This is a genomic window from Planococcus soli (genome assembly GCF_016881065.1).
Classification (GTDB): Bacteria; Bacillota; Bacilli; order Bacillales_A; family Planococcaceae; genus Planococcus; species Planococcus soli.
This window is the reverse complement of the sequence record NZ_WXYN01000051.1, coordinates 539,333-559,775: the sequence shown is the minus strand read 5'-3', so window position 1 is coordinate 559,775 and position 20,443 is coordinate 539,333. Positions and strand designations below refer to the sequence as shown.

Below are 20,443 nucleotides of genomic sequence, written 5' to 3'. Positions count from 1 at the left end.
AATAGCTGATCTGGCGCAATAGGAAAAGGGCAATTAGTTACATGAAGAGCAGTGAAACGCCATCACATCAGCCATCCGCCATTGATGCGCAGCGTTTGCCCCGTCATATAATCCGCTTTGCCGTTTACAAGAAAATCGACTGCATCCGCTATGTCTTGAGGCGAACCAAGCCCCAGTGGAATTTCTTCTTCTATTTCCTGCAGTTCTTCTGCTGTTAGTGATGCATTCATTTCTGTTTGGATAAATCCAGGCGCAACTGCGTTGACACGGGTTCCAGAAGGCGCCATTTCCTTGGCATAGGCTTTGGCAAACGCCAGCTGTGCGCCTTTTACAGATGAATAGACGGTTTCCATGGAAGCCCCCGTTTCTCCCCAAATAGAGGAAATAAAGACGATATAAGATTTGTCATGACGATGGAAAAATGGGGAAATCAGCCGAATTGCCGAGACCGGATTTTTCACATGCACCCGCCACAACGCTTCCATGTCTTCATCTGTAGTATCCATCAGCATTTTCACCAGCGACTGGCCACATGCCACAATAATGCAGCTGGCATCATAGACATTGGCTGCAAGCTGCTGCGCCCCTGATGCTTCAGCAAAATCGGCCTGCACGGCAATAAATTCCTGTGTAGGATATTTTTCAGCCAACTGCTTTGCCAATGTCTCTGTCGGCCGGCTATTCCAATGCAAGTAAAGAGACCAGCCGCTTTCGGCCAACTGAAGCGCAATGCTTTCACCAATTTCTCCGGATGCCCCTAACAGGACAGCAAATCGTTTCACTGTTCATCCTTTTTCGTAGGCATGATGGTAAAGACGGAATGCTGAGGTTCATGGCTGACCAATGCGAATGCGTTTTGAAGGTCTGAAACTTCCAGCCCCTCCAATACAGGTACCACATCAAATAAATTCATATCATTAAACGCATAATGGGTAAATTGGTTGGCGATGTATTCCGGTGAATTTAGTGCTCTCATGAAAAAGCCGATTTTTTTGCGCCGTACACGATCAAGATCTTCTTGTCCAAACGGCCATTTTTCTACCGCGTTTTGAAGCGTGTGTTTGATTTCCTTGATCAGGATTTCCGGTTTGTGCGTATCAGAGCCGATCAGGGCATAGCCAAAGCCGTTTTCCAATGAGTAGTCAAACGAATAAGATTCGTCGATCCAATCGTTCTCATAGGCGTGGTGATAGAAATCAGAAGTCCGCCCAAACAGCAGTTCATAGGCCAATTGAGCAGCCAGTTCATGCTTGAGCATGTCGGGTCCGATCAAATCCAGTTTCTCCGGTTTGATGCCGTAGAAGACTTTCGGCTTCTGGACGCTCATTTCCAGCACACGCTCCTTGATGGCAACTTCTTTCGGCTCATCCGGATAAATACGCTTGATTTCTGTCGGTTCCACAAAGGTTTTCTGTGCCTGGTCTTCTTTCACCAATTTCATCATTTGCTCGGGATCGACGTTGCCGACTACGAACAAGACCATGTTGGAAGGATGGTAAAAAGTATTGTAACAAGTGTATAAATGTTCAGCCGTGATGTCCTGAATAGATTCTACAGTTCCGGCAATATCAATTTTCACCGGATGATTTTTATAGAGGTTTTCGATAATGCCGAAATACAGGCGCCAATCCGGCTGATCATCATACATGGTGATTTCTTGTGCAATGATGCCTTTTTCTTTTTCGACGGTTTTTTCCGTAAAATAAGGGGTTTGGACAAAATTCAATAAAGTTTTGACATTTTTATCGATTTCACCGGTTGCCGAAAACAAATAGGCTGTCCGTGTGAACGAAGTAAAGGCATTTGCTGAAGCTCCCTGCTTGCTGAACTCCTGAAAAACATCCCCTTCTTCTTTTTCAAACATTTTATGCTCCAGAAAATGAGCGATGCCATCCGGTACTTTAATCGGTTCAGTTCCACCCTGCGGCACAAAATGATTGTCAATTGAGCCGTATTTGGTTGTGAAAGTGGCGAAGGTTTTTGAAAAACCTTTTTTAGGGAGAATGTAAACATTCAAGCCATTGTCCAGCTTTTCATGAAAAAGTGTTTCTTCCAATTGTTCAAATTCAACTTTATGCATCCCTTTCATCCTCCTTGCCTGATAGGAAGTATGTCATTTCCAAAGAAAGCTGCTGGGCTACATCAGCGATATCTTCTTTCGTGACATTCTTCCATCTGTTTATCATGAATTCCGGTTCGAATTTATCCATTAACTCCATATATTGATCGTAAATATCGATTTGGCCGCGAGCCGAATCAAGAGCTTCTTTTAATTGATTCGTCAAAAGGGCTTTTGTCTGGTCCAGTTCCATATCGGAAATATTGCCTTTTTTAACTTCTTCCAATTGCTCAAGAACCAACTTCACCGCTTTTTCTTCCAGCTTCGAGTCAATGCCCGCCAAAACAAACATCAGGCCGAATTGCGAAGCAAAAGAGCTCGATACGTAATAAGCCATGCTTTCTTTTTCACGGATATTAACAAATAGCTTGGAATGCGCATAGCCGCCGAAAACGCCGTTCATCAATTGCATCACCGGAAATTTTTCGTCTCGGAAAGTAATTGGCGTAAAAAATGCCATATGAAGCTTTCCTTGTTTCATATCCTCGTATTCGAGCACATGCGATTGCTCTGGTTTCACAAGTTCCAATGGAGGGACCGCTATCGCCTTTTCGCGGTCTTTAAAATGGAAAAACTCACGGATATGGGAAGCGATCATCTCTGGTTTGACATCGCCTACAGCGTAAATTTCAATTTCATTCTCAGCTACCATTTCTTTGTACTCGGCAACCAGTTGTTCGTTGGTGACGTTCTCCACATCTTCGATCGTACCATTTGAAGTAATCGATGCTGGATGGTTTGGCAATGCAAGCTCCATCATGCGCTGTTGCGCATAGCGCGTTTTTTCGTCAAAAACGGACTCGATCCGTTGCACAATAGCATTTTTTTCACGAAGGAAAATAGATTCTTTAAACTGTCCGTGCTCAAAATTAGGTTTGAACAAGACGATGTACATTAAATTCAGTACTTTTTCCAATACGCCTTTTTCAGACAAGTATTGATCGTTGACTGTTTCTACGTTCAAAGTTACGACATGTTCGTTGCCCCGTTTTGAAGAATCTATGTAAAGAGATGTCCCGTAAAGATCGTCCAACACCATGCGCAGTGCTGTGTGTGAAGGATAGACTTCATTGCTGTGCTGCAGCACGTTTGCCAAAATCGATCGGGCAGATGCTTTTTCCTTGGTGAGTTTATCTTTGAACTTAATCGAAAAATTTATCGTTTTAAATTGTGTCGTCTCATTGACGTGTACGTTAACGCCTTTAGCAATGTTAATTGTTTCAAACATGTGGAATCCCCTCTCGTCGTTCATGTTCTAACTATACCGAACCTTTTCCGTTAATTGCAAATAAAGAAAAGCGCAAGCGGCCCGTTATAGTCCGCAAAACAAAAGAGCCGTCGCAATGACGGCTCTTTCAAATAGCTTATCGTTGTCCTTTGATATATGGTTTTCCGTTTGCCAGCGGTGCATTGGCACGGCCGATAAATCCGGCAAGCGCAAAGATCGTCAAAACATACGGCAATATTAATAGGAAGACGTTTGGAATCTCTTGGATGATTGGAATGGATGAACCGACAATGCTCAAGGATTGTGCAAATCCGAAAAACAATGCAGCTCCCATCGCGCCCAGCGGATGCCATTTCCCAAAAATCATCGCTGCCAGTGCCATAAAGCCCTGGCCATTGATAGTAGCGTGACCAAAATCATTGGTGATGGTCTGTGCATAAATCGCACCGCCAATTCCTGCTAACGCACCAGAAATCATAACGGCAATATAACGCATTCTTGCTACGTTGACACCCATTGTGTCTGCAGCCATCGGGTGTTCCCCGACAGCACGCAAGCGCAAACCGAAAGGCGTTTTGTAAATGACAAACCATGCCACAAAGGCAACACCAATCGCAAAGAACGATGTATTGTAGACGGATGTAAAGAATAAAGGTCCGATAACTGGAATGTCCGACAAGAACGGCACATTATAGCGTGCAAACCGCTCTGTAATAAAGTCTGTCTGACCTTTATCGAAAATTCTTTTTACTAAGTACAGAGATAATGCAACAGCCAACAAGTTGATGGCAACACCCGATACAACTTGATCTGCCCGGAACGAGATGGAAGCTACAGCGTGAAGCAGTGATAGCAGCAAAGCAGCTACCATCGCCGCAATGAGTGAAATCCAAGGCGTCGCTGCACCGAATGTATCAGCATACAATAAGTTGAATAGGATTCCGACAAATGCCCCAATCACCATCAGCCCTTCGAGACCAATATTGACGACTCCGGATTTCTCCGAGAATACGCCGCCAATCGCCACTAAAATAAGCGGAGCTGCATAGAAAATTGCCGAAGGAATGATGAAGTATAGAACGTCAAGGAAACTCATATTACTTCGCCTCCTTCTTCTTAGCTGAAGCACGGAGCAGCAGCAAGCGAATGATGTAGCCGGAAGCTACAAAAAAGATGATAACTGCGATTACGATTTCAACAATCTCGATCGGAATACCGGCAGCATTCGGCATGTTCAATGCTCCATACTTCAAGGACCCGAATAACGTAGCCCCGAAAATGACACCCAGAGGCGTATTCATCCCCAGCAATGCGACTGCAATCCCGTCAAATCCGATACCCGTAAAACCACCTTTAGAAGACACGTACTCAAACGTTCCAAGTGCTTCCATAGCGCCGGCCATACCAGCAAATGCCCCAGAGATGACCATCGCCAAAATGATGTTCTTGTTGACATTCATGCCTGCGTATTGAGAGGCGTTTTTATTAAATCCAACAGCTTTCAGCTCAAAGCCAAGCGTTGTTTTTTCAAGGATAAACCACATTACCCCGACCATAACCAGAGCGAGGACGATTCCCAAGTGGAGCCGTGAAAATTCCGTGAGGTTTTCAAGAAACTCAGAACGCAGGGAAGCGCTGGCAAAAATATTTTCTGTCCTGTCTCCTCCATCGGAAACCGTACGGATCAATGCGTTTGTTACGTGCAATGCGATATAGTTCATCATGATGGTAATAATTACTTCATGAACATGGAACTTCGCTTTCAGGAGCCCTGGTACAAAGCCCCATAATGCGCCAGCCACCGCTGCCGCAATGATTGCCAATGGCAAATGGATAATTTTCGGCAATTCTACAGCTACCCCTACATAAGCCGCAGCAAACCATCCGACGATCAATTGCCCTTCAACACCAATATTGAACAGACCTGAGCGGAACGCAAAAGCGACCGCAAGACCCGCCAATAAATAAGGTGTGATTTGGCGGATTGTTTCGCCGATTGTATACATATCGCCAAAAATCCCGTTCCATAGAGCGGCATAGCCTTCCAATGGGTTATAGCCACTGACCAGCATGATCACCGCGCCTACCAATAGTCCTAAAATAACGGAAATGATGGGGACCAGGAGATTGGTCACTCTATTCGACATGCTGATCCTCACCTTTCTTCGTCAAATCCTGGGATTCCTTATGGCCGGTATGACCTGCCATCAATAATCCCAACTCCTGCTCACTCGTGCTTTCCGGTGTCACGATGTCCACAATTTCACCGTCATGGATAACTGCAATTCGGTCTGAAACGTTCATGACTTCATCCAATTCGAAGGATATTAGGAGAACTGCCTTGCCGTTATCGCGTTGTTCGATCAACCGGCTATGGATAAATTCAATGGCGCCAACGTCCAATCCACGAGTCGGCAAAGCCGCAATCAACAGATCCGGATCCCGGTCGACTTCACGGCCGATAATGGCTTTTTGCTGATTGCCCCCGGATAGGGAACGGGCCAACTCTCCAGGACCTTGAGTCCGGACATCAAAATCCTTGATGATCTGCAGCGCTTTATCATTAATTTTGTTGTAATCGATAATGCCCGATTTGGAAATCGGTTTTGTGTAGTATGTCTGAAGCGAAATGTTATGGCCAATTGGGAAATCCAATACCAAACCATGCTTATGGCGATCCTGAGGTATATGCCCTACGCCCGATTCAGTTACTTTTCTCGGTTTCATATTGGTGACTTCTTTGCCGTTGATGAAGATAGTCCCACTCTTCACTTTACGCAACCCCGTTATTGCTTCGATCAGTTCAGACTGTCCATTGCCGTCAATTCCCGCAATTCCGACAATTTCACCTTTGCGGACGTTCAAATTCAGGCTCTTCACTTTCTCTACTCCACGGTAATCCTGAACCACGAGATTTTTAATATCCAGAATTTCTTCCCCTGGGAATGCCTGGCCTTTAACTGTAGTGAATTCCACTTGGCGACCAACCATCAATGATGCCAGATCGTTCGGGTTGGTTTCTGAAGTAATAACCGTCCCGATTCCCTGGCCTTTGCGGATGACTGTTACCCGGTCTGAAACATCCATGATTTCTTTTAATTTATGTGTAATCAAAATGATGGATTTGCCTTCAGCAATCAACCGTTTCATGATCTGAATCAATTCCGTGATTTCCTGAGGCGTCAATGAAGCGGTCGGCTCATCGAATATCAAAATTTCGGCTCCGCGGTACAAAGTTTTTAATATTTCAACACGCTGCTGCATGCCCACCGAAATATCCTCGATGATCGCATAAGGATCTACATTCAAGCCATATTGCTCAGAGAGGGCTTGAACTTTTTTAGCCGCATCCCTTTTATTGGTGATGCCGTATTTTGTTGGCTCACTTCCTAAAATGATGTTTTCAGTAACAGAAAAATTTTCAACCAGCATAAAATGCTGGTGAACCATTCCGATGCCAAGATCATTGGCGACGTTCGGATTGGCAATATCCACTTTTTGGCCGCGCACTCGGATTTCTCCGCCTTCCGGCTGGTACAAACCGAATAGGACGTTCATTAAAGTAGATTTCCCTGCCCCGTTTTCCCCTAATAGCGCATGAATTTCTCCTTTTTGTAGTTGCAGCGTAATATTGTCATTGGCGACAAATGTACCGAACTCTTTACGGATATTCAGCATTTCGATTACATACTCCACTGTTGTCACTCCCCTGAAAGCTACTAACTTCTTGTGATTGAATTAACTAATTAATTAATACAGGAAAGGCTTCCGTTGCCAAAAGCCTTTCATCTATTAATTTCCTGCTTATGGGCAAAAAAAATCATAAAGACCGGTTAAACCGGTCTTTATGATGACCGTGCTGCTAATTAACTTCTACTGTAAAGTATCGGGAACTACGATGTCGCCATCGATAACTTGTTGCTGGTAATCTTCAAGTTGCGTCATCACGTCTTCAGGAATTGCTCCGCGTGAATCTGCAAGGCCTACACCTTCATCAGACAAACCGTAAGTGATTGTTTCGCCGCCTGGGAATTCGCCAGCCATCGCCTGTTCAGAAATATTGATTACAGCTGTATCAACACGCTTCAATACTGAAGTCAATGTTACGTTGGCATCGCCAGTTTGGCCTTCATCGTATTGGTCAGCATCTACGCCGATAACCCAAACGTTTGCTTCTGGATCTGCTTCTTTACGTTCTTTTGCTTCAGTGAATACGCCGTTTCCAGTGCCGCCAGCAGCGTGGAAAATGATGTCTGCTCCAGCAGAGTACATACGGTTCGCAGTTGTTTTACCTAATTCCGCTTTATCAAAAGCCCCTGTGTATTGAACATCGACTTCAATAGTATCGTCAACAGTTGCAACTCCTTCAAGGAATCCTGCTTCAAAACGTTCGATTACCGGAATTTCCATCCCGCCAACAAATCCGATTTTATTAGTTTCTGTCATTAGAGCTGCTGCTACACCCGCAAGGAATGCGCCTTCCTGCTCTTTAAACAAGACACTTGCAACGTTTGGAGCATCTACTACTGCATCTATAATCGCAATTTGGGCTTCAGGCTGCTGTTCAGCAATTTCAGCTACAGCGCCTTCCATCAAGAAGCCGATGCCGTAAACTACGTCAAAGTCACGACGGATTAAATTGTTCAAGTTGGTGTTGTAATCCGCGTCTGATGCAGATTGAAGGTAATCAAAGCCGCCATCGCCTTTTTCAAGGCCATTTTCTTCACCAAATTGCTGGATTCCTTCCCAAGCAGATTGGTTGAAGGATTTATCATCCACACCGCCGACATCTGTAACCATGGCAACCGAGAAATCAGCAGCTTCTTCTGTGCCTTCTTCTCCTCCGCCAGTTTCGCCAGTTGAAGTATCTTCTTCGCTTCCACAAGCAGCAAGCATAGTACCAGCAGCAAGCATTAATGATAAACCAAGACCAAATTTACGTTTTGTCAATGTAATAACCCCCAAGGTTTTTTGATATTAGCAGGAATTTGATGTTTTACACGCGTTTGCGAACCACATGAAAGCTGAATTTATCAGCTCTGAAATAATTTTTTGAATAAAGCACCAAGCGATCGTCTTCATCGTAATGGAGCTGTTTTAATACCAGTAATGCTGTTTCCGGTTCACATTCCAGGATTGGTGAAGCTTCTTCATGATACCCCGTCGGATCGATAAACGTGACCGCATAGGATATATGAATATCTCCTGATTCCTCAATCGCTGTAAAAATGGAACTTTCGGTGCGTCCTAGAAAATCTGCAGGCAAATAATCCGAAGGTACCTTGTCGATGCAATACACGACAGGGTCTCCGTTTGCCGTACGGACGCGTTCAATAGTAATAATAGTATCATCGCCAGTGCAATGAAAGCGTTTTATATCTTCTTCAGAGGAAAGGCTCTCCGAAGTGCTCAAGTAGATGGCACCCGGTTCCATTCCCGCCTGGCGGATCATATCGGAAACACTTGTCAATTGTTCAATCCCTGAAGAAAATAATGGTTTGGAATTGACGAATGTTCCGACTCCGTGGCGTCTGACGATAATATTATCTTCTTCCAACAACCGCAGCGCTTCTCGTAAAGTCGCGCGGCTGACTCCCAGTGTTTTCGATAACTCGAATTCGGACGGCAACTTCTCTTTTTCTTTGTAGACGCCCGCCGCAATATCCTGTTTCATTCGATCGATCACTTGAAGGTACAAAGCACGATGATCCGACTTAATTGTCATACGATTCACCACCCATGACAGAGATCAGACATCTGATGTAAAACATTCCTACTAATCAAAATTACTATACCACTTATTACAAATGAAATAAATAGTAATTTGTCGAATTTAGCGAATTTTCATTTCTTCATTATCTAAAATACTAATCATTATGTCACAAAAAAAACCCAAAAGCTCAGTAATCTTCCTGCTTTGGAACTAATACCGTTCGTGGTTTGCTGCCTTCATAAGGACCAACCACTCCCCGCTGCTCCATTTGGTCTATGATCCGGGCAGCACGTGAATAGCCGACACGGAACCGGCGCTGCAGCATGGAAACCGACGCTGTCTGCATTTCGGTCACCAATTGAACGGCTTCATCATAGATTTCATCTGTTTCTTCATCTATCTTGGTATCGTCAATTTCAGTTGGAATCATATCTTCCTGGTATTGTGCTTTTTGCTGTTCGATAACAAAATCAACAATTTTTTCGACTTCTGAATCCGACAGGAATGCCCCTTGAACACGAACCGGTTTTGATTGGCCGGCTCCGAGAAACAGCATGTCTCCGCGGCCCAGCAATTTTTCTGCACCGCCCATATCCAGGATCGTTCGAGAATCAATGGAAGATGAGACGGCAAAAGCGATGCGGGATGGAATATTCGCTTTGATAACACCGGTGATGACGTTGACGCTTGGCCGCTGTGTGGCGATGATCAAGTGGATGCCTGCTGCACGTGCCATTTGAGCCAAACGCGTGATTGCGTCTTCTACTTCGTTTGAAGCGACCATCATCAAATCAGCCAACTCATCGACGATAACCACGATAAACGGCAGTTTTGGATGCTTGTCTTCATTTTCTTCATTGAAAATACGGACATATTCGTTATAGCCTTCAATATTGCGTGTACCGGTATGCGAAAACAGCTCGTATCTTCTTTCCATTTCTGAAACGATTTTCTTCAGTGCCTGTGCCGCTTTGCGCGGATCTGTCACAACCGGTGCCAACAGATGCGGAATGCCGTTGTAGACGTTCAGTTCCACCATTTTCGGATCGATCATCATCATTTTCACTTCATGCGGCTTGGCGCGCATGATGATGCTTGTGATAATGCCGTTAATGCACACGGATTTCCCGCTGCCTGTTGAACCAGCAACGAGCAAATGCGGCATTTTGTTTAATTCCGTCATCACAGCTTGTCCGGTCACGTCTCTGCCCAGAGCAAACAACAGCTTAGCATCCGGGCGGTTGTTTTCTTCCGATTCCAGCACTTCGCGCAGACTGACGATTGATACTTCCGAATTTGGCACTTCGATGCCAATAGCGGATTTCCCTGGAATCGGCGCTTCAATACGAATATCGCGGGCTGCCAAAGCCAAAGCTAAATCGTCGTGCAAACTGACAATTTTACTTACTTTCACACCGGTATCCGGCAAAACTTCGTACTTGGTGACAGCAGGACCCAAATGGACTTGTGTCACTTTCGCACGGACGCCGAAGCTTTGGAAAGTTTTTTCAAGCTTCTTGGCGTTTTTCTGAATGCCTGAATACTCTCCGCTTTGGTCATGATGCGGAGGCAAGGTTAACAGGCTGAGTGGCGGCAGCTGGTATTCTTCATTTTCCAGCTCTTCTGCAGTCGACAGCAATTGGACTTCTCCAGTCTCCGGTTCCACAATCGGCTCCGGCGCTGTTTCTGCCTGTTTTGGTTTAACGTTTTCAGTAAATGCAGAAATGATTGGTTCTTCCTGTTTTGGACGGTACAAGAGATCTTCTTCCTCTTCCTCTTCCTCATAGGCTAGAGATTCATTAATTTCCAGCACTTGCTCCGGCTCCGACTTTTTGCGGGGAGCCCGCAGTTTCTTCGGCTTGTCCCGTTGAAAGCGGCTTACTAGCGCATCGATCGCTGGACGGGCACTTGGAATCTTTTCAGCAATAAAGGGTGCTGCTGCTTTTCCTGTTAAAATAATGGCCCCGATGGACAGCAAGATGATCGCCACTACCCACGTGCCAGCAGTATCAAATAGCACATGCAGCATAGCATACAGCAATGCACCGATAATTCCGCCTCCAGTAGCCAAATAAGTGCTCCAAACCGTTCCTGTCATTTGTGTGTTGCGGATGGTCTCGGATAAGACATTTCCTGACGTAATTGGCAAAATGGTGCCGGCTGCCCAGATTAAGTGGCAAATCAGCAATATGCCGATCAGAACAAATGCCGACCCAATCGCTATTTTCGCCCTTGGCTTTGGCCATGAACGTTTGACCATTACATAAACAGCGATATAGACAAGTGCCAGCGGAATTAGGAAGGCCATATAGCCTGCCATAAATTCTGCCATGTTATAGAACATTTTGCCGATAACGCCCAGTTGGAACACCATTAATACGGATATCCCCAGTAATACCAATCCGATCATTTCATAGGCGATCATCGGCATTGGCTGCCGTTTTTTGTTTTTCGGTTTTGTTTTTGGCTTTGCTTTTGCTTTTGCTCTTGCGTTAGGTTTTGCTTTAGTGGTTGTTCGAGCCCTGGTCATCGCCATTCCTCATTTCCTCCGTAATCGAAAAAGGATTTCCTCCGAATGACTCGGTATGGAAATCCTTTTTCTTTTTCTCTTAGTATTCCATAATAATCGGGATAATCATTGGACGGCGTTTTGTCTGCTGGAACAGGTAAGAATTCAACGTATCACGAATTTCCTGCTTGATGTTATTCCACTCGAACGCGTCTCTGGTTACGTATTTTTCAACGACTTTGCGGACAAGTCTTGTAGATTCATCCATCAGCTCTTCTGATTCACGGACATAAACAAAACCGCGTGAAATCATTTCCGGACCGGAAGCAATTTTCTTTTCTTTGCGGTTCAATGTCACCACAACGATGAAAATTCCGTCCTGTGACAACAACTTACGATCACGCAAAACGATGTTTCCAACATCACCGATGCCAATGCCATCAATCAGCACATTGCCGGCTGTAACGCGGCCGCTCATGCGGACTTTGCCGCCTTTGTATTCCACGATATCGCCTTTATCGGCAATAAAGATTTCAGACTTGTGCAATCCCACTTGCTGCGCCAATTTAGAATGGGCAATCAGCATTTTGTATTCACCCTGGATGGGAATGAAATACTTGGGTTTCATCATGTTCAACATCATTTTTAAATCTTCCTGGCTGCCATGTCCTGAAACGTGGACTTTCTTGCTGGCAGTCAAAACGTTTGCACCAGCTTTTGCCAGTTTGTTCATTGTTTGGAACATAGGAACTTCCATACCGGGTGATGGTGTGAATGTAATCAATATGGTGTCAGTTTCTTTAATTTTAACGTCTTTGTGCTGTTTGCGGACCATCTTGTCCAATGCTTCCAGCGGTTCTCCCTGGTTGCCGGTAACGATAATGACAACTTCGTCATCACGGTAGTTTTCCAGGTCTTTCAAGGAAATGACGGTATCTTCATGAACGGTCAAGTAGCCTAGGCGCAAGCCGACTTCATAGCTGCTTTCCAGGCTTCTGCCTGCTACAGCGACTTTTTTGCCTGTAGCTGCCGCAATGTCGAATACTTGCTGGATGCGGATAAAGTTTGATGAATACAGGGATACCAATACGCGGCCTTCTGCAGCAAGAAACGCCGACAGAATATGGTCAGCAACCACAATTTCAGACGTGGTATAGCCTGGACGTTCAGCTTCAGTTGAGTCAGACAACAGCATAAGTACGCCGTCTTCTCCCAATTTCGCCATTTTTGCAATATCCGGTCTATAGCTTCCTTTAGCGGATTGATCGAATTTAAATTCGCCTGTATGCACAATGGCGCCTTCTGATGTGTGGAAGACGATTCCAAGTGCGTCAGGAATGCTGTGTGTCGTATGGAAGAACGTCACATGCGTTTTATCAAAGTTCATGCGGCTTTTGTTGGTCACTTCAAAGAACTTTACGTGTTTTAAAGAACCTTGTTCTTTAATATGTTCTTTCGCTAATGCAATCGTTAATTTCGATCCATAAACCGGAGCCTGGATTTTCTTCAATAAATAAGCGATGGAACCGATTGCGTCCTCATGGCCATGCGTCAAGAAAACTCCTTTGACGCGGTCTTTGTTTTCTTCCAGGAAAGTCATGTCTGGAATGACAATATCGACGCCCAGCATTTCATCTTCCGGGAACATCAATCCGCTGTCTACAACAAACAGATCTTCGTCAATTTCGATTACGTACATGGCTTTGCCGACTTCACCGACGCCGCCTAAAGGGATAACTCGTATTACTTCATTTTTAATTTTACTCAATTTATTTCCTCCTAAAATTCACCCGTACACATCCATAAACTTCATTATACGGGAATCCCCTGAAACAGTCCAAAGAAAAAAATAAACCGGCGCAATGGCCGGTTTATTTAAACGATTGCTGTTTTGATTTAAATGATATTTTCTTCGATTAATGCTTCTGCAATCTGTACAGAATTCAGTGCGGCACCTTTGACCAAGTTGTCTGAAACGACCCATAGGTGGAAGCCATTCGGATTGTCCAGGTCCTGGCGGATACGCCCGACAAACACCTCGTCCAGTCCTGCAGCCATCAACGGCATTGGGTAGACTTGGTTTGATGGATCATCCATCAGTTCAACCCCAGGTGCATCGACCATTGCCTGTTTGACTTGCTCGACAGTTGCTGCGCCTTTAAGCTCGACATACACTGATTCTGAATGCCCTGTAACCACAGGCAGCCGCACGCAAGTAGCTGCGACAGCCAAGGAATCGTCATGCATGATTTTCTTGGTTTCATTGATCATTTTCATTTCTTCAAATGTGTAGCCGTTGTCTGTAAACTGATCGATTTGCGGAATCGCATTAAATGCAATTGGATAATGACGCGCGGCAGACTTGACCGGCAGCATGTTCGCATCCGCCGTTTTGGCATTGTCAAAGTCAGCCGACTGGGCTTTTAGTTCATTGATGGCGTCAATGCCCGCTCCTGAAACGGCCTGATAGGTAGAGACGACAATTTTGGTCATGCCAAACTGCTCTTTCAACGGCTGCAAGGCGCAGACCATCTGGATGGTGGAACAGTTCGGGTTGGCAATGATGCCCTTATGTAGAGAGAGGTCGCTTTTGTTTACTTCAGGTACGACAAGCGGCACTTCCTTGTCCATCCGGAATGCGCTGGTGTTGTCGATGACGATTGCCCCGCGCTTGACAGCTTCCGGCGCAAACTTTTCCGATACACTGCCGCCAGCACTGAACAACGCGATGTCGATGCCTTCAAATGATTCAGGTTTTGCTTCCTGAACGGTGAATGTTTTGCCGTTGAATCTAATTTTTTTACCGGCCGAACGGCTTGAAGACAAAAAGACAATGTCTTTTACCGGAAATTTCCGCTTCTCCAATTGCTCTTTCATTTGTTGGCCAACTGCCCCTGTTGCTCCCATAATTGCTACGTTATATGTTTTCACAATATTCGCTCCTTCAATGGTGATTTGAGTTATTGTAACATAATTTAGTCTGCTAGAGAAACGAAATAACAAAAAGCTCCCTTAAACTAAGAGAGCTTCTTTCGGACGAATAATGGAAATGGCAGGTGACTTCACCAGAATATCGAGCAAAGATAAAACTTTTTCGAGTGATACAAGATCGATTTGCTCAAGTACTTCATCGTACGTTTGGTGTTTGCCCAGCAGCAATTCATGTCTGCCGTTTCGGCTCATGCGCGCACTGGTGCTTTCAAGCCCCAGCATCAAGCTGCCTTTCAGCTGCTCTTTTGAGTCGATGATTTCCTGCTGCGTAATCCCGCCGTTTTTCAATTCTTTCAGCAAGCTCAAAATTACCTGCTGCATTTCAGCCATCTGTTCGTCTGAAGTTCCACCGTATATCGCCAAGGTTCCGTGATCGGAGTAGGCTGAATGATACGAAAAAATCGAATAAGCCAAACCGCGTTGCTCCCGAATTTCCTGGAACAGCCTTGAAGACATCGAGCCGCCGATAATATTGTTTAAAACAGTGATGTTATAAATATCAGGATCATTTAACGACAGCCCTGGAAATCCGAGGCATAGATGTCCCTGTTCTGTTTCTTTGTTCTTTAATGAGTAACCGGATGTAAAAACAGGCAGTTCATATTTTTTAGGACTTTCTTTCCTTTCAAAAGCACCAAACAACGCTTCAATCGTCTCCAGCAATGCTGGTGTAATATTGCCAGCTACTGAAACGACGGTGTTAGCCGGTGTGTAATGCCGGTCCATGTAATCGCGGATCTTCTCCGGTGTGAAGCTGGCGAGTGTTTCAGCAGTCCCAAGTATGGGTGCTCCGATCGAATTTTTCGGATACATGACGCGCCACAGCTGTTCGTGTACATCGTCATCCGGCATATCTTCTGTCATGCTGATTTCCTCAAGAATGACTTGGCGTTCCTTATCGAACTCTACTGGATCCATTTGCGAATTGAACAGCATATCAGCTAATACAGCTACGGCATGTTCTGCATGATGATCCAATACTTTAGCGTAATAGCAGGTATACTCTTTTGACGTATAGGCATTGATATCTCCGCCGATACGGTCAAATTCCTGGGCAATCTCCTTTGCTGTGCGCAGGTCTGTTCCTTTGAACAGCATATGTTCGATAAAATGCGTAATGCCGTTTTCTTCCGGAAGTTCATCCCGGGAGCCGTTATTGACAAAGACCCCTACCGCAACCGAATGGAAATAGGGAATATGTTCGGAAACGATGCGCAATCCATTTTTGCAAGTCTTAGTAGTCACCATGTGCATGTTCCTCCTCATAGTAAAAAATTGCCGACAAAGTCGGCAATTTGAATGGTTGATTATTCTTGGTTTTGTTTTTCTGCTGCTTCTTTTTGTTCTTTCAATACGATCTTACGTGATAAGTTTACACGGCCTTGGCGGTCAATTTCAATTACTTTGACTTGAAGGACCTGATCCATTTTCAGAACATCTTCCACTTCTTTCGTCCGTTCTTCCTGGATTTCAGAAATATGAAGAAGGCCATCTTTGCCTGGAAACAATTCCACGAATGCACCGAACTTCTCAATGCGTTTTACTTTGCCTTCGTAATATTCGCCGACTTTTGCTTCACGCACAATGTTTTCGATCATCGCTTTCGCTTTCGCATTCATTTCTTCGTCAACAGATGAAATGAAGATGGTGCCGTCTTGTTCTGTATCAATCTTAACGCCTGTTTCATCAATGATTTTGTTGATCACTTTACCGCCAGGTCCGATAACGTCGCGGATCTTGTCAGGATTGATCTTCACCATGATGATTTTAGGTGCGAATTTAGAAAGAGTTGTTCTAGGTTCAGCAATCGTTGCCAGCATCGATTCAAGGATGTGGATACGGCCGATTTGAGCCTGAGCCAATGCTTCTTCCAAAATTTCACGAGAAAGACCATCGATCTTAATGTCCATTTGAAGAGCCGTAATGCCTTTAGCAGTACCCGCCACTTTAAAGTCCATATCGCCAAGGTAATCTTCCATGCCTTGGATATCAGACAACACGGTATAGTTATCGCCTTTTTTGACCAGCCCCATCGCAATACCTGCTACTGGAGCTGACAATGGAACACCAGCATCCATCATAGCAAGCGTTGACGCACAGATGCTTGCCTGTGAAGTCGAACCGTTTGATTCCAATACTTCTGCCACAAGACGAATTGTGTAAGGGAAATCTTTTTCATTTGGAATGACCGCTTCAAGTGCACGTTCTCCCAGTGCCCCGTGTCCGATTTCGCGGCGGCCAGGTCCACGAAGGAAGCCGGTTTCGCCAACTGAGAACAACGGGAAGTTGTAATGATGCATAAAACGTTTCGTATCTTCAATGCCAAGGCCGTCGATGATTTGAACATCACCTAAAGCGCCCAGTGTACAAATGCTCATCGCCTGCGTTTGTCCACGCGTGAACAAACCAGAACCGTGTGTACGGTTTAAAATGCCGACTTCAGAAGATAATGGACGGATTTCAGAAGGTCCACGGCCATCCGGACGGATTTTCTCGTCAGTGATCAAGCGGCGCACTTCATCTTTAACCATTTTATCAAGGATTTGGCCAGCCTGTTTTTTCACTGCATCATCCGATTCCTCGTATGCTGCCATAGCGCGTGCTTTGACTTCATCAATCGCTTCATTGCGCGCTTGTTTTTCATTGATTTGGACAGCCGCATTCAAATCCGCTTCTACAGCTTCTTTAAGTGAGCTTGTCAATTCCGCATCTAGTTCGTAAAGCTGGATATCAGTTTTATCTTTGCCGACTTCAGCAGCAATCTGTTCCTGGAAAGCAATCAATTTCTTGATCTCTTCGTGGCCGAACATGATCGCTTCCAAAATGATTTCTTCAGAAACTTCTTTCGCTCCTGCTTCCACCATATTGATAGCCTCTTTTGTTCCGGCGACCGTCAAGTTGATCGAGCTCTTGTCCAGCTGATCATTTGTCGGGTTGATGATGTATTGTCCATCGATCAAGCCAACGATTACTCCAGCAATCGGTCCACCGAATGGAATATCGGAAATCATCAAAGCCAATGAAGAACCGAACATGGCAGCCATTTCTGATGGGCAATCCTGATCGACTGACATGACCATTGAGATTACCTGTACTTCATTACGGAAGCCATCCGGGAATAATGGACGGATTGGACGGTCGATCAAACGGCTTGTTAACGTCGCTTTTTCAGAAGGACGTCCTTCACGTTTGATAAATCCGCCAGGAATTTTGCCGACAGCGTATAGACGCTCTTCGTAGTTAACTGTCAGTGGAAAGAAATCCAGTGGTTTTGGAGTTTTTGAAGCGGTTGCAGTTGAAAGAACTGCTGTATCACCATAACGGATCAATGCTGCTCCGTTTGCTTGTTTTGCCAATTGGCCGACCTCAACCTGTAATTCCCGGCCTGCCCAATCAAGTGTGTAAACTTTTTTTGTTTGCTCCATACTATCGAGCTCCTCTCTATTACCTTGTTTCTATATACTATATGTATCCATTAGTAGTGTATCAAAAATGCATGCGGTGTGCGATGCACTAGATTAAAGTTTTATCCATAAAGAAAAAGCGGGACGAATCCCGCTTTTTTCTGTTTGCTATTAACGGCGTAGGCCAAGTCTTGCGATTAACTCGCGGTAGCGAGCCACTTCGTTTTCACGTAAGTATTTTAGCAAGTTACGACGGCGTCCAACCATTTTGAATAGACCACGACGTGAGTGATGATCTTTTTTGTGAGTACGTAAGTGCTCATTCAAGTTGTTGATGTCTTCTGTAAGAATGGCGATTTGAATTTCTGCAGACCCAGTATCAGTGTCATGCACTTTGTATTCATTGATCAATTCATTTTTACGTTCTTGTGTGATTGCCATACTGTTTCCACCTCCTAATTTCTGATATCCCCAATTACCGAGCAAACGTTGGTGATTCGATTTGCCAAGCAACGGTTTGTACATTCAGTACTCATAAATAATAGCATAAGGCTTTTTCAAAATCAACTGCACCGGCTAATTAATGCCTGCAAAAAAACTTTCGGCTGTCTCTTTGTCCCGCTGAATCTGCGCCTTCAACTCGTCGATGCCGGAGAACTTCTGCTCATCCCGGATTCGTTCATGCCATTCGACTTCTACCATTTCCCCGTAAATCGACTTATCAAAATCGAGGATATGGACTTCGATCACTTGTTTTTTTACATCCGGATTATTGAAGGTCGGCTTGTAGCCGATGTTGCAGACACCGTTGTAAGATTGCCCCTGCACCTGAATTCTGACGGCGTAGACACCGCGGCTTGGCACGATGGCGCCAAGCTCGGGTTCTACGTTGGCTGTCGGAAAACCAATAGTGCGGCCACGCTTGTCGCCATTGACGACGGTGCCGATAACCCGGAACGGTCGACCCAGAAGGTGGCATACCTGATCAACGGTGCCTTGCTTTAATAATTCGCGGATGCGCGTCGAACTGATTTTTTCATCACCCGCTTCTTGCTTATCGATCACTGTGACATCGTAAAAGCTTTCGCCGTCTCTTTTCATCAACGCCATATCGCCTTTGCCTCTGCTGCCAAATGAAAAATCAAATCCAGCAGTAACATGCCTTACATTGAGGCCTTTAATAAAAATCTCGATGAATTCCTCAGGGGTCAATTTGGCGAATTCGGAAGTAAAGCGGACAATAAAGCAATAATCAACACCCAGCTCTTCCAGTATCTCCATTTTTTGCTGCATGGGTGTGATGTAGAAGACTTCTTCTTTGCGTCCGCCAAGCACCAGAGACGGATGCGGATCAAAGGTCATGACTGCGGACTTGATACCTTTTTGTACAGCCTGTTCCATTGCTTCGCCTATAACCCGCTGATGCCCTTTATGTACCCCGTCAAAAAAGCCGAGTGCCAGCGACAAAGGACCGGTTTCGCTATCAGGTTTTACGTGAATTGGATAACTCAAATGAATAATTTCCATATTACACCTCGTCTGCTGTCGGAAAACCGAACATTTTTTCAGGTTTCATCTTGTCCGCTTTTTCAGGATGATTTTTATAAAGTGCTACAGGCTGCCCCTTATATGTCAATACAACAAATCCCATTTGATCGAGTATGGCATGGCGTGCCAGCACCTGACCATTTTTCACAGCAAAAATCTGCTTGGATTCAATTTCCATGAATGGAAACGCACTTAAACCATAGCTGAGCGGTTTCAAAATGTCGCCGATATGTCCATTTTGAGCAAGTTCGGCCACTTCGGCAAGCGTGACACAATCTTTTTGGTTGAATTTACCGGATTCTGTTCGGGTCAGCCTCGACATATGTGCAGGATAGCCTAATGCTTCTCCAATTTGCACGGCTAATGTCCGGATGTATGTTCCTTTGCCGCAACGGATGCGGATATTGAACTTAATTTCCTGTCCTGCCCATTGCTGATCATCGTCCAGCAACTCAATCGAGTCGATGCGCACTGTGCGCTCAGGACGTTCAACAGGAATTCCCTGGCGCGCGTACTCATAAAGTTTCTTGCCATTTACTTTAACGGCCGAATACATGGGCGGAATTTGTTTGATGCTTCCCGTCAGCCCAAGCAATGCCACTTCAACTTGCTCTCGTGTAATATGCTTCTCTGAATCATCCGTGTCCACTGTTGCTCCAGTTGCATCTTCCGTTTCAGTTGAATAGCCGATTGTCACTTCAGCTTCATAAGTCTTGCCCTGGTCGGTAATGTATTCGGCAACTTTGGTCGTGTTGCCGATGCAGATTGGCAGCACGCCATCCACTTCAGGATCCAGCGTCCCGGTATGCCCGACTTTTTTTGTTTGCAGGATTTTTCTCAATTTAAATACACAGTCATGGGAGGTCATCCCTTTTTCTTTCCATAGTGGAAGTATTCCATTTAGCGCCATAATCCATAGCTCCTTTGCTTG

At 45.0% G+C, this 20,443-nt stretch carries 16 protein-coding genes; all 16 read right to left on the bottom strand.

Going from position 1 to position 20,443, the window contains the following annotated elements; genetic code table 11:
* Nucleotides 1-62: 62 nt before the first annotated feature.
* The gene (ymfI, locus tag GJB59_RS17485) at nucleotides 63-782 is read right to left on the bottom strand and encodes an elongation factor P 5-aminopentanone reductase (RefSeq protein WP_142826531.1); all 720 of its coding nucleotides are present in this window, start codon (nucleotides 780-782) and stop codon (nucleotides 63-65) included.
* Nucleotides 779-2,080, bottom strand: coding sequence for an EF-P 5-aminopentanol modification-associated protein YfmH (yfmH, locus tag GJB59_RS17480; protein WP_142826532.1), 1,302 nt, complete (start codon nucleotides 2,078-2,080; stop codon nucleotides 779-781). Before yfmH ends, ymfI begins: the two co-directional genes overlap by 4 nt.
* The gene (gene yfmF, locus GJB59_RS17475; RefSeq protein ID WP_142826533.1) at nucleotides 2,073-3,347 is read right to left on the bottom strand and encodes an EF-P 5-aminopentanol modification-associated protein YfmF; all 1,275 of its coding nucleotides are present in this window, start codon (nucleotides 3,345-3,347) and stop codon (nucleotides 2,073-2,075) included. Before yfmF ends, yfmH begins: the two co-directional genes overlap by 8 nt.
* Nucleotides 3,348-3,483: 136 nt before the next feature.
* A complete protein-coding gene (locus GJB59_RS17470; RefSeq protein ID WP_142826534.1) occupies nucleotides 3,484-4,443 on the bottom strand; it encodes an ABC transporter permease in 960 nt (319 codons plus the stop codon).
* A gap of 1 nt (nucleotide 4,444) precedes the next feature.
* On the bottom strand, nucleotides 4,445-5,494 hold the full coding sequence (locus GJB59_RS17465; protein ID WP_142826535.1) for an ABC transporter permease: 1,050 nt from the start codon (nucleotides 5,492-5,494) through the stop codon (nucleotides 4,445-4,447).
* On the bottom strand, nucleotides 5,484-7,043 hold the full coding sequence (locus tag GJB59_RS17460) for an ABC transporter ATP-binding protein (RefSeq protein ID WP_142826536.1): 1,560 nt from the start codon (nucleotides 7,041-7,043) through the stop codon (nucleotides 5,484-5,486). The genes GJB59_RS17465 and GJB59_RS17460 overlap by 11 nt, the downstream gene beginning before the upstream one ends.
* Before the next feature lie 177 nt (nucleotides 7,044-7,220).
* Nucleotides 7,221-8,297, bottom strand: a complete 1,077-nt coding sequence (locus GJB59_RS17455) for a BMP family lipoprotein (RefSeq protein WP_142826537.1) — start codon at nucleotides 8,295-8,297, stop codon at nucleotides 7,221-7,223.
* A gap of 46 nt (nucleotides 8,298-8,343) precedes the next feature.
* Nucleotides 8,344-9,072, bottom strand: coding sequence for a GntR family transcriptional regulator (locus tag GJB59_RS17450; RefSeq protein ID WP_142826538.1), 729 nt, complete (start codon nucleotides 9,070-9,072; stop codon nucleotides 8,344-8,346).
* 175 nt (nucleotides 9,073-9,247) lie between these two features.
* Complete coding sequence (locus GJB59_RS17445; protein WP_142826674.1) at nucleotides 9,248-11,590, bottom strand: FtsK/SpoIIIE family DNA translocase; 2,343 nt, start codon at nucleotides 11,588-11,590, stop codon at nucleotides 9,248-9,250.
* Nucleotides 11,591-11,669: 79 nt separating this feature from the next.
* Nucleotides 11,670-13,337, bottom strand: coding sequence for a ribonuclease J (locus GJB59_RS17440; RefSeq protein ID WP_142826539.1), 1,668 nt, complete (start codon nucleotides 13,335-13,337; stop codon nucleotides 11,670-11,672).
* Between the two features lie 128 nt (nucleotides 13,338-13,465).
* Complete coding sequence (locus GJB59_RS17435; protein WP_142826675.1) at nucleotides 13,466-14,503, bottom strand: aspartate-semialdehyde dehydrogenase; 1,038 nt, start codon at nucleotides 14,501-14,503, stop codon at nucleotides 13,466-13,468.
* Nucleotides 14,504-14,581: 78 nt separating this feature from the next.
* Nucleotides 14,582-15,808, bottom strand: a complete 1,227-nt coding sequence (locus GJB59_RS17430; protein ID WP_142826540.1) for a M16 family metallopeptidase — start codon at nucleotides 15,806-15,808, stop codon at nucleotides 14,582-14,584.
* Nucleotides 15,809-15,867: 59 nt separating this feature from the next.
* Nucleotides 15,868-17,985: a polyribonucleotide nucleotidyltransferase gene (pnp, locus tag GJB59_RS17425; protein ID WP_142826541.1), complete on the bottom strand. Its 2,118-nt coding sequence runs from the start codon at nucleotides 17,983-17,985 to the stop codon at nucleotides 15,868-15,870.
* A 150-nt stretch (nucleotides 17,986-18,135) separates the two neighbouring features.
* Nucleotides 18,136-18,405, bottom strand: coding sequence for a 30S ribosomal protein S15 (gene rpsO / locus GJB59_RS17420; RefSeq protein WP_142826542.1), 270 nt, complete (start codon nucleotides 18,403-18,405; stop codon nucleotides 18,136-18,138).
* A gap of 135 nt (nucleotides 18,406-18,540) precedes the next feature.
* Complete coding sequence (gene ribF, locus GJB59_RS17415; protein ID WP_142826543.1) at nucleotides 18,541-19,491, bottom strand: riboflavin biosynthesis protein RibF; 951 nt, start codon at nucleotides 19,489-19,491, stop codon at nucleotides 18,541-18,543.
* A gap of 1 nt (nucleotide 19,492) precedes the next feature.
* On the bottom strand, nucleotides 19,493-20,422 hold the full coding sequence (gene truB / locus GJB59_RS17410; RefSeq protein ID WP_142826544.1) for a tRNA pseudouridine(55) synthase TruB: 930 nt from the start codon (nucleotides 20,420-20,422) through the stop codon (nucleotides 19,493-19,495).
* Nucleotides 20,423-20,443: the final 21 nt, after the last annotated feature.